At 70.0% G+C, this 10688-nt stretch carries 9 protein-coding genes and 1 pseudogene; 7 read left to right on the forward strand and 3 right to left on the reverse strand.

All coding sequences use genetic code 11. From position 1 onward, the window contains the following. Positions 1 to 431, forward strand: a pseudogene (locus ACWGH4_RS22095) (aldehyde dehydrogenase (NADP(+))); the annotation flags it as partial. Positions 432 to 436: 5 nt separating this feature from the next. Next, a complete protein-coding gene (locus ACWGH4_RS22100; RefSeq protein ID WP_441267179.1) occupies positions 437 to 1045 on the forward strand; it encodes a DUF1349 domain-containing protein in 609 nt (202 codons plus the stop codon). Positions 1046 to 1073: 28 nt separating this feature from the next. Here the strand turns inward: ACWGH4_RS22100 and ACWGH4_RS22105 are convergent, their stop codons facing one another. Next, positions 1074 to 1508 (reverse strand): nuclear transport factor 2 family protein, encoded by a 435-nt coding sequence (locus tag ACWGH4_RS22105; RefSeq protein ID WP_453463472.1) that lies wholly within the window; start codon positions 1506 to 1508, stop codon positions 1074 to 1076. Between the two features lie 102 nt (positions 1509 to 1610). Here ACWGH4_RS22105 and ACWGH4_RS22110 point away from each other — a divergent pair, with 102 nt between their 5' ends. From ACWGH4_RS22110 to ACWGH4_RS22125, 4 genes are all read left to right on the forward strand, one after another. Continuing rightward, complete coding sequence (locus ACWGH4_RS22110) at positions 1611 to 2093, forward strand: N-acetyltransferase family protein (RefSeq protein ID WP_453463475.1); 483 nt, start codon at positions 1611 to 1613, stop codon at positions 2091 to 2093. A 283-nt stretch (positions 2094 to 2376) separates the two neighbouring features. Continuing rightward, positions 2377 to 3108, forward strand: coding sequence for a DsbA family oxidoreductase (locus ACWGH4_RS22115; protein WP_453463477.1), 732 nt, complete (start codon positions 2377 to 2379; stop codon positions 3106 to 3108). 70 nt (positions 3109 to 3178) lie between these two features. Further along, positions 3179 to 4240, forward strand: a complete 1062-nt coding sequence (locus ACWGH4_RS22120) for an aminotransferase class V-fold PLP-dependent enzyme (protein ID WP_453463479.1) — start codon at positions 3179 to 3181, stop codon at positions 4238 to 4240. A gap of 182 nt (positions 4241 to 4422) precedes the next feature. Next, the gene (locus ACWGH4_RS22125) at positions 4423 to 4932 is read left to right on the forward strand and encodes a hypothetical protein (RefSeq protein WP_453463482.1); all 510 of its coding nucleotides are present in this window, start codon (positions 4423 to 4425) and stop codon (positions 4930 to 4932) included. Positions 4933 to 4999: 67 nt separating this feature from the next. Here the strand turns inward: ACWGH4_RS22125 and ACWGH4_RS22130 are convergent, their stop codons facing one another. Both ACWGH4_RS22130 and ACWGH4_RS22135 read right to left on the reverse strand, forming a co-directional pair. Continuing rightward, positions 5000 to 8338: a DNRLRE domain-containing protein gene (locus ACWGH4_RS22130; protein WP_453463484.1), complete on the reverse strand. Its 3339-nt coding sequence runs from the start codon at positions 8336 to 8338 to the stop codon at positions 5000 to 5002. 582 nt (positions 8339 to 8920) lie between these two features. Continuing rightward, positions 8921 to 9436 carry a MarR family transcriptional regulator gene (locus ACWGH4_RS22135; RefSeq protein WP_441267186.1) on the reverse strand — a complete coding sequence of 172 codons (516 nt, stop codon included), beginning with the start codon at positions 9434 to 9436 and terminating at the stop codon, positions 8921 to 8923. Positions 9437 to 9556: 120 nt separating this feature from the next. Between ACWGH4_RS22135 and ACWGH4_RS22140 the strand changes: the two genes are divergently transcribed. Continuing rightward, positions 9557 to 10630 (forward strand): alkene reductase, encoded by a 1074-nt coding sequence (locus ACWGH4_RS22140; RefSeq protein ID WP_453463488.1) that lies wholly within the window; start codon positions 9557 to 9559, stop codon positions 10628 to 10630. The last annotated feature ends 58 nt before the right edge of the window (positions 10631 to 10688 follow it).

A 10688-nucleotide genomic window follows, 5' to 3' on the forward strand; every position in this document is an offset into this window, starting at 1 on the left:
GTGCGCATGATGTGCTGTTGGAGGAGTGTTTCGGGCCGGTCACGGTGGTGGCCCGGTACCGTGATCCGGCCGAGGTGGACGCGGTGCTGGGGCGTCTGCCGGGGAATCTGACCGCGACCGTGCACCTGTCCGCGGCCGAGAGTGAGGGGCAGGGGCGTGGTGGTGAGCTGTTGGCCCGGTTGACGCCGCTGGCGGGCCGGGTGCTGGTCAACGGCTGGCCGACCGGTGTCGCCGTCGCCCCGGCGCAGCATCACGGCGGCCCCTATCCGGCCACCACCTCCACCTCCACCTCCGTCGGCGCCACCGCCATCGAACGCTGGCTCCGCCCGGTCACCTACCAGAGCACCCCGCACGCCCTGCTCCCGCCGGAACTGCGCGACGACAACCCGCTCGGACTTCCCCGGCGCGTGAACGGCCGCCTGCAACACTGACCCGCATGGAACTGAAGCTGCCCGACCTCCCCTTTCCCCTACGGGCATACGGGCCCGAGGCCGACTGGTCCTACGACGACGGTGTGCTGACCGCCTGGGCCGGCCCCCGCCAGGACCGTTTCGTCCCGCCGACCGGCCATGCCCTGGAACCGGCCTCCGACGCGCCCCGCCTGCTCGGCGCGCCGGAGGGCGACTTCCAGCTGATCGCCCGCGTCAAGGCCGGATTCGCCGCGGCCTTCGACGCGGCCGTGCTCTACCTGCACGTCACCGAGCAGGAGTGGGCGAAGCTCTGCCTGGAGCTGTCGCCGGACAGGCCGACGGTCTGCACGGTCGTCACCCGCGGCCACTCCGACGACGCCAACTCCTTCGTCGTCGACGGTGACAGCGTCTGGCTGCGCATCAGCCGCACGGGCAAGGCGTTCGCCTTCCACGCCTCCACCGACGGCGAGCAGTGGACCTTCGTCCGCATCTTCACGCTCGGCGACGAGGACCGGGCCGGCGCGGCACTGGTCGGCTTCATGGCCCAGTCCCCGGTGGGCGAGGGCTGTGTGGTCTCCTTCGACCGCATCGAGTACCGCGACAGCTGGCCGGAAGGGCTGCGGGACGGCTCCTGACGCCCGGGAGGCGCCCCTCCCGGGCGTCTCACGCCGGCGTCAGCACCGGCGGTCGTCCCGTCGTCCAGACGGCCTCGACCGCCATCCGGCTGAAGCGCCAGCCCTCTTCGGTCCGGCGAAGTTCGGCCTCGTAGCGACCGCCGACGGTGAACAGCGGATCGTCACCCTCGTGATGGATGTGGACCATCAGCGCGTTCCAGGACGCCCTGGCCGTGTCCCGCCCTGCGTCGACGTCGGTCAACAGGTCGGAGGCCATGTGCTGGGTGCGGGCGAACCTCTTGAGAGCCTTCTCCGTGCCGCGCACGGCCTCGGCGCCCTCGAACACCCCGACGGGGGCGACCATGCGCGCGTCGTCGGTCAGATAGTCGCGTGCCCAGCCCGACGGGAATGCCCGCTCGTCCATGGCCCGGAAGAAGCGGGTGACGAGCAGGCCGATCTCGATGTGATCCTGATGAGTGGTCATGCCGTGAGCGTTCACCCTCAACCGCGGTCGAGGTCAAGGGAGCCCGAGCGCTTCGAGTACGGATCTGCAACCGCGCCCGCCCGCCGTCGCGTCCCCTGGCACATGATCAGAACTGCCACGCTCGTGGACCTCGACGCCATAGCCGTCCTGCACGCAGAGGCGCGTGCCACCTACTACCGGGGCCACATCCCCGAGGAGGACTTCGACGGCCCGGCCGAGCGTGCCCGCACCCGGGCCGGCTGGGAGAGGGCGATCAGGCAGGGCAGGGTGCTGTGCGCGGAGCGGGACGGCGTCGTCGCGGGCACGGCCGCGTTCGGCGAGGTGGACGGCGTCATGACGCTCTCGCAGCTCCACGTCGCCCCCGCGCGCTGGCGCGCCGGTGTCGGGACCGAGCTCCACGCCGCCTGCGTCGAGGCATGGCGGCGCGCCGGCGTGCCGGAGGCCCGCCTCGAGGTCTTCCAGGAGAACGAGCGGGCCAGGGCCTTCTACACCCACCACAGCTGGTACCCGGACCCCGACGAGCCGCTCGCCGGGAACCACCTGGTCCTCCGCTTCACGGTGCCGGCGGCCGAGCGGGGGCAATGAGCCGAAGCGGCTGTGCTCACCGGGCACCTGCCTGCCGCCGACGGCCGCGCGGCAGGCAGGCCCATGCCCGAGCGGTCCTGCCGTCCTCACCGCCCACCGACGGCGAACCCCTGACCGGGAGGGGCTCGACCGGCCGTCGGCCCCGTGGGACCTCAGCGGCATCCCGCGGAATGGGACGGGCCCGTCGCCTGTTGAGGTGCCTGCGGAGGCGCCCCGGCCCGTCCGTCCCGTCCCACCCCGCCCGGCGCCGCCGGCCGGCACGAACCTGGAGTGATGAAGAAGCATGCGCGTCGAGATCTGGTCCGACATCGCCTGTCCCTGGTGCTACATCGGCAAGGTCCGTTTCGAGAAGGGACTCGACGCCTTCGCGCACCGTGACGAGGTCGAGGTCGTGCACCGCTCCTTCGAACTCGACCCCGGCCGCGAGAGGGGCGACACCGCTCCGGTCGTCGACATGCTCGCGAAGAAGTACGGCCGCACCCGCGAGGAGGCGCTGGCCATGGAGGAGCACGTGGCGTCCAACGCCCGCTCCGAAGGGCTGGAGTACCGCGTCGAGGGCCGCGACCACGGCAGCACCTTCGACATCCACCGGCTGCTGCATCTCGCCAAGGCCCGCGGCCGCCAGGACGAGCTGCTCACTCTCGCCTACCGGGCGAACTTCGCGGAGGAGCGGTCCGTCTTCGACCCGGCCGTTCTCGTGGCGCTCGCGGTGGAGGCGGGCCTCGACGAGCAGGAGGCACGCCGGGTCCTCGCGGATGTGAGCGCCTACGCCGACGACGTACGCGCCGACGAGCGGGAGGCGGCGGAGCTGGGGGCCACCGGCGTGCCGTTCTTCGTGTTCGACCGGCGGTACGGGGTGTCGGGCGGGCAGCCCGCCGAGCTGTTCACGCAGGCGCTGGAACAGGCCTGGCAGGGGCGGGAGGTCACGCCCGCCGACGCGGACGCGGCCGTCTGCGACGCCGACGGCGCCTGTGAGGTCCCCGCGGCGGCCGACGCCGCCCGGCCGGCTTCGTGAAGCGCCGCTGAACGGTTCTGTCCAGCAAGGCGTAATTGACCCGCAGGGCACGGGACCGCAGGGTGATCCCATGGAGACGCAGATCCTGGAGCCCACGGCCGGTGGCGAGTTCGCGCCCACGACGACGTACCTGAACACCTCGAGCTGCGGGCTGCTCCCGCGCCGAACGGTCCGTGCGGTGGCGGCGCTGGCGCAGGAGCTGGCCGACGGACGGCCGGGCGGCGCGGGCGACTTCTCGGCCGTGACCGCCGTCCGCGAGTCCTTCGCCCGCATCGCCGGCGTGCCTCACGAGAGGGTGGCCGTCGGCGGCTCGGTCTCCGTCCATGTGGGGCTGATCGCGGCTTCGCTGCCGCCGGGCTCCGAAGTGCTGTTCCCCGAAGGCGAGTACGCCTCCGTGATCACGCCGTTCACCGTGAGGGGCGACCTCAAGACGCGGTTCGCGCCGCTGGAAGGGCTGGCCGACGCGGTCCGCCCCGGCACCGCGCTCGTCGCGTTCTCGTCGGTGCAGTCCGCCGACGGCAGGGTCGCCGACATGGCGGCCGTGCGCGCCGCCGCCGCGGCGCACGGGGCCCGTACGCTCCTCGACGCCAGCCAGTCGGCCGGCTGGCAGCCGCTGACGGCGGGGGACTGGGACTACACGGTCACCGGCGGTTTCAAGTTCCTTCTCTGCCCGCGCGGGGTGTCCTTCCTGACCGTGACGGAGGACGCGCAGGAGGCGCTGCCGCCGCTGCACGCGGGCACCTTCGCCGCCGAACGGCTGTGGGAGACGACGTACGGCCCGATCGAGGAGACCGCCACCTCGGCCCGCCGCTACGACGAGCCACCGGCCTTCCTCTCGTACCACGGCGCCGAGCAGTCGCTCGCCCTGCTGGAGGAGATCGGCATCGACGCGGTCCGGGCCCACGACACCGCGCTGGCACGGCGGTTCAGGGCCGGTCTCGTGGAGCTGGGCCACGAGCCGGTGCCCGCGCACTCGGCGATCGTGGCCGTGCCCGGCCTCGGCCACCGCGCCGGCGAGCTGGCCGGGGCCGGGATCCTGCTGTCCGAGCGCGCGGGCAACCTGCGTGCCTCGTTCCACCTCTACAACTCGCCCGCCGACGTGGAACGGGTGCTGGACCGCCTCGCCGGTTAGGTCCAGTCCGGGCGATCTTGGAACCGTTCATGCACCTGCCGCCCGACGTGTGCACACCCACGGGGATGGGACAGCGCTGCGTTCCGGATGGTGCGGAATCCGGACGGTCGGCTGCCGGTCGGGAGTATCGAATTCACGGGCATAATGCTGATCGACTCGATCGATGATGTACGAGGTGACCCTTGAGCAGGCTGCTGGATGCTTTCGAGACTTTGGTTTCTCCTAGCTATCGCATCTTTGGGCTGGTTGACACGAGCGTCGACACCTATTCACCGCAAGCGGATCGAACGAAATGGCTTCTTTCCGCACCCGGCATGGTTTATCTGCAAGTGCCGCCCCAGGTGATTCGGGCGTCGGTGCGATTGGAGAGCTGGTCGGCGGCCCCTCCGGCGGACGACGCTCCGTGGTCCGGTGCGGAGGAAGTGGAGGTTCAGCTCCCCGGAGGTGACCTCGCGCTGGAGACCATCGACGGGGGGCAGCAGGAAGTTCCCTTGATCCTGCCCTCTTCCGGCCTGTACCGGATGCGATGGCGGTGGACATTCAATCGTGAAGGCGGACCTTTCACTTCTCCGTTGGCGGGACCCCGGGAACCACTGCCCATGCCACCGGGCCACGAAGACAAAATGAACGGCGCAGATCAGTACTGTCTGGTTCAGATCTGGCGCACGGCCGCCGGTGGCGGGACAGAGTGAAACGGGTGCGGGACCGGTCCTGTGGACCGGTCCCGCGGTATGGCCGACTCAGACGGAATGTCCCCGGTCAGTCGCCGATGACGATGATGAACGGGTCATGACTCAGGATTCGGTCATTGTCGTACCAGGCGCCGAGACGCCGCCCGGCTTCCTGATTCTCGTTCGAGTCGATGTAGCGGACGGAGAAGTCGTCGCGGTACGGCTCGCCCTCGTACTGGTAGCGCGCTGCCCCCTGGTAACTGGAGGCGAAGGGGAATTCGTCGCAGTCGCGCTGCTCTCCCGCCGTGGGTTTACCCGGCACGGCGGCGTTGTTGCAGGTGGAGGAGACGACGGAGCGGTTGGCGTCGTAGCGTGCCTGCTCGGACGGCCCGAAGCCCGGCACGAGGCGGTGCAACGGGTTGACGGCGCTCCCACCGGGCAGCTTCTTGTCGCTCTTCGTCGGGTAGGTGCTGCCCGGGTCGTCAAGAGCGTCGCCGATGTGGTCCGCGACCGCCGCCACTCCGATGTACGGCTCCACGGGAGCGCCGGGGTCGGACGTGTCGCTCCGGTCGTAGCGCAGCGCTGGTGTGGCATCGGGGAAAACGGAACCCGCCTTGGCCCGTACGTTGTAGGCGGCGCTGTCGAAGCGGATCTCCCCCTGCTCGCCCTCGGAAGGGATGAGCTGGGAGTAGCCGGGGACCGTGAACTCGAGGACCGGGGTGAACAGGCCCGTGGCGATCTGATCACCATGGGCGACATCGGGCAGCTTCGGTGCCAGCGACCACAGGTCGAACTTGGTGTCGCCGTTGTACTTCCACTGGCTGGGTGAATCACTGCGGCCCGTGTAGAGACCGGGCTGGCATGCGTCCTCGGCCGAGGGGTCGCCCGGAACGCCGATGTCCCAGCTTCCCTCGCACTCCAGCTTCGCTTCCAACTTCGCGCCGACCTTGTTGAAGTCGCCGCTGGATATGAAGACATCCACGTTGAAGTCGAATTCGGCGAACCGGGTCAGCGTGCTGCCGTCCAAGCCGCCGATCTGGCCTCGACCGATAAGGGTGTTGGTCGAGATGAAGGTGCCGTGCAGATAACAGCCAGGGGGCCACAGGCCACACCTGATCGCCGGCATGACCGTCAAGGTCTCCTGACAGTAGGAGAACCGGTTCTTGATCCACCCGGCTGCGTTGTCCGAGTCGTCGGCGTTGTGGCACTCGTCGACGTCGGCGATGTATTCGTACGGATCCTGGCCGTTGTTCTCGGGCTTGCGGCCGCGGTTGAATCGCTGGCTGGGAACGGTGTACGTGCGCTCCCAGACAGCCATGGTCCCGACGGTCGGCGCCGTTGTCGTCCCGGACGCCGCCGTTGACCCGGCAGGCTGCTCGGCGGACGGGCCGGTGCGCGGTTTGATGCCGAGCGCTTCCAGATTGCCGTCCCTGTTGAGGACTTGCTCGACCTGGGCGGGGTCGGCGATCAGCGCGGGATCGCTGATCGTGTAGGTGTCGCCGGGCTGAAGACTGCTGGGAACACCGGCGGCGGCGGTCTCCACGACGAACGAACGCCACGGGGACCAGCCCAGGTTGTAGTGGGTGCCGTCGTAGGCGTTGGTGCGGAACTTGTACATCTTGCCGTCGACGAGCTGCCCGTCCGGCACCTGCACGGACGCCCACTCGCCGGGCGTGACGAAGCCGGAGACCAGCACACCGTCTCCGGCGGGCGTGGTGATCGGCGTGTTGGTATCCGCGTCGTAGACCTGGAAGCTGCCGCTGACCGTGTCGCCGTCCGCGTCCGCGAACTTGTCCCTGAGCGTCGGCGTGAGGGTGTTGACGGCCCAGACACCGTTGTACATCTCGAACGGCGGACCGGCCTGCTGCGCCGTGCCGTCGGAGGGACGGTAGTTGTAGTTCACGGTCAGCTTCGGCTGGTTCGCCGTGGCGTTGCCGGAGTTGACGCGTTTCCAGGCGCGGGTGTCGTCGGTGGCCGCGCGCAGGCCCATGTAGCCGCGGGTCGTCTTCGCCGAGGCCCACGTCTGGACGAGGGTGTCGACGTCGGCGTTGATCCAGCCGTCCGGCTGGGTGGCGGTGCAACCGGGGTTGCCGCGGGTCTGGTCGGAGGAGTGGTACTGCTGGTTCCAGGTGGGCTGGCTGGTCCACCGGGACGCGGTGGATGCCTGGGTGGTGTCCCAGACGGTCCACGACTGGGCGGTGCAGTCGGTGTTGCCGGAGTGGAAGTTCCACAGCGCCAGGTTCGTGTCGATGATCAACGCGTCCTGGATGGGCGTGGTGTCCCAGTGGATGAAGGACCGGGCCACGCGGGTCGTGCCGTCCGCGTTGGTGGTGCCCGGATTGCCGAAGTCGAGCTCGGTGTCGGCGGACCAGTCGACCGTCTCGCCGCGCTGCACGTAGGTGTCGAACGTGGATGACAGGGCGGAGGTCGAGGGGTCGACCGTGACCGGATACTGCGTTTTGGGGTCGGCGAGGAAATCCGCGCTCGGCGTGACGACCAGGTCGATACGGCCGGTGCCCTTGTTCACGACCTTCATGTCGACTCGGGCGCGGCGGGTGTGCTCGCCGGACCGCTTGTCCACCGAGGCGTCCCACATGACCGGGGCGGGCATCGTCGCGCGCTGCTCACCGGTCTCGGCGTCGGTGAACGTCACCGACCCGTCCTTGTTCGCCTTGGCCTTCAGCCCCTTGGCCTTGACCGGCAGCGTGTAGGAATACGCACCGGAGGGCTTCTCGTCGATCTCCACGAACTGTTCGAAACCGGTCCGCGTGGCCTCGACGATGACGTCGGCGCCGGGCACTGCCTCCCGGTAACGGGCGGTGGTGCCGTTCAGCTCCGGAGCGGGAAGACCGCCCTTCCACTGCAGCGTCACCGCCTGGTCTCCGGTGCCGAGGGTGACGAGATCGCGCGGGGCCGCGTCCTTGGCGGCGGCCAGGGAGCGCGACGCGATGCCGCCCTTGCCCGCCAAGCGCAGCCCGTTGGGGTGCTCCTTCGCCTTCACGGTTCCGTCGGCTGCCCTGGTCAGGGTGACGTCGACCTTGCGCCACTCGCCGGCCCGCCAGACCCGCTCGGGGCCGGAAGTCAGCTCGGTGGTGAGGGTGCCGTCGGGATTGGCCACGGTGTAGGAGGTGGCCGTCGTCTCGTCGGAGGCGACGACCTTCCTGCCGGTCTTCTTCGCCTGGGTGACGGCCCAGGCCTTCGAGCCCTTCGGATGCTCGGCCGCCCGGGCCGGGTCCGGCTCCCCGTTCCCCTTCTTCGTAGGGGAGTTGGTGGACGTCGCGCCTGCAGTGGCCGGCCCGTCCGGTGCCGCGACGGCCGTCTGGCCGGATATGAAGACGACTTCTGCCGCCAGCACCACGGCTGACGCCAGAGCGATGCGCCCTCTGCGTCGTCGCGGGCGGGAACGCCCGGCTGTGTATCTGGACACGGATGTGTCATCCCTTCCGATCCTGCCGGTCGGCAAGATCAACAGGGAATCTAGGGCCGGGCTGTACACCGACTACGGGCGAAATCAGGGATTGGGCGTGATCATGAACACGGTTGCCCACATGAAGATGAGGCCTCGGTGAGGGCTTCTCCACAGTTGCGGTGATCTTGTGGTGATCGCGTCAGATCAGCCCTGGACGGATTGCGAACCGGCACTCGCGCCTGCCGTCTTCGAGGGCCGGCCCGTCGAGCCGAAGAATGCGGGCCGCATGGTGGTCCTGCAGGAACACACGCCGGCCACCCCGCCTTCGGGTCACTGCGCGATCAGCCGGACCAGCGGGACGTCCCGTCCGCAGCCGACGAGGCGGACGTGAAGGAGTGCGAAGTGTGAACTCATCGCCGCCTTTGAGCCCTTGCGCGGTCAGGTCCGTCCGCGGCGGCGACCGGCAGCCATCACATGGTCACGTAAGGGCCGTGCACCACCAGGACTACGGCCCTGCCGGCGCCAGGTCCGGCCGGGTGAGGCGCCGCTCCGGGCAGCAGCGCACGGGGCGAAGGCGGGTCGCCGCCGCCCGAGCGGGGGTCAGTCCCCGCCGCGGCGTTCCGGACAGTCGGCCGTCTCCGTGCACAGGTTGGCCTCGACCATGGACAGCAGGCGCGCCAGCTCCCGCCGGTCGTCCTCGCCCAGTCCCCGGAGCGTGTGCTCCTCCAGCTTCGCCCAGGCCTCCGACACGTCCGAAAGGAGCGCGCAGCTCCGCTCCGTCGCCTCCACGAGGACCGCCCGGCGGTCGTCCGGGTCGGGGCAGCGGCGGACGTGACCGGACTGCTCGAGGCGCTGGAGCATCTTGGTCACGGTCGACGGATCGAGGTCGGCCGCCTTGATGAGCTCCGACTGGCGCACCGGCCCGGCGTCCCACAGGCGCATCATCACGAACTCCTGGCCCGGATAGAGGCCCAGCCCCTTCAGCAGCTTGCCCGCGGCGATGCGGTGGAGCCGCGCCACCCGCGAGACGGCGTGGCTGACGGGGCCGCTGCTCGCCGCGTGCGGCAGCTGTCCGGTGCACGCAGGGTCGCCCTGTGCCTCCTCCGCTGTGGACATGGTGCTCTCCTCGGCCGGTTCTCATTGCTTCCAGAATATTACCTTGGTCGGCCAATGAATGCGCTACAGTGGCGTCGCAGCCGATTACTTGGCCGACCATATATTTTTGGGGAGCTCACCGTGACCACCGCATTCGACCCGATCCAGCTCGCCGGCAAGCACCTGCGCAACCGCATCGCCATGGCGCCGATGACCCGCAGTCGCGCCTACGGCCCCGGCCTCACGCCGACGCCTTCCGTCGTGGAGTACTACCGGCAGCGCGCCTCCGCCGGCCTGATCATCACCGAGGGCACCCAGCCCTCCGTGGTCGGCCAGGGCTACCCGGACACCCCGGGGCTGCACAGTGCCGAGCAGGTCACCGCCTGGCGCGAGGTCACCGACGCCGTGCACCGCGAGGGCGGCACGATCTTCGCCCAGCTGATGCACGCCGGCCGGATCGGCCACCCCGTGCTGCTGCCCGACGGGCTCGTCCCGGTGGGCGTGTCCGCCGTCGCCGCGCAGGGGCAGGTCTACACGCACGAGGGCCCCAAGGACTTCGTCGCACCGAGGGAACTGACGACGCAGGAGATCCGGGCGACCATCGAGGACTTCGTGTCCGCCGCGCGCAACGCGATCGAGGCGGGCTTCGACGGCGTCGAGCTGCACGGCGCGAACGGGTATCTCATCCACCAGTTCCTCGCGCCCAACAGCAACCGCCGCACCGACGAGTGGGGCGGGTCCGTGGAGAACCGCATCCGGTTCGCCGTCGAGGTGACGGAGGCGGTCGCCGCCGCGATCGGCGCCGAGCGCACCGCCCTGCGGATCTCGCCGTTCAATCCGTACAACGGCATCGAGGAGACGGACTCGGAGGCCGTCTACACCGCTCTCGTCCAGCGGCTCGAGCCGCTCGACCTCGGCTACCTGCACATCACGGAGGCCGTCCCCGGAGGGCGGGAACTCACCCAGACGCTGCGCAAGCAGTTCTCCGGGACGCTCGTCCTCAACCCGGCGACCGACGGGCCGACCGGCCCCGAGGCCCTCACCCTGGTCGAGGACGGTCTCGCCGACGTGATCGCGTACGGCGCGATGTTCCTGGCCAACCCCGACCTCCCGGCCCGCCTCGAGGCCGGCGGCCCGTACAACACCCCGGACCCGGCCTCGTTCTTCGGCGGCGACGACAAGGGCTTCATCGACTACCCGGCGCTGACCGGCTGACCTGCCGGTCGAGGCCGAGCAGCGACGCGGACGCGGGCGGGCCGGACTCCCTCGGGAG

This window comes from Streptomyces sp. NPDC054847, assembly GCF_053610925.1.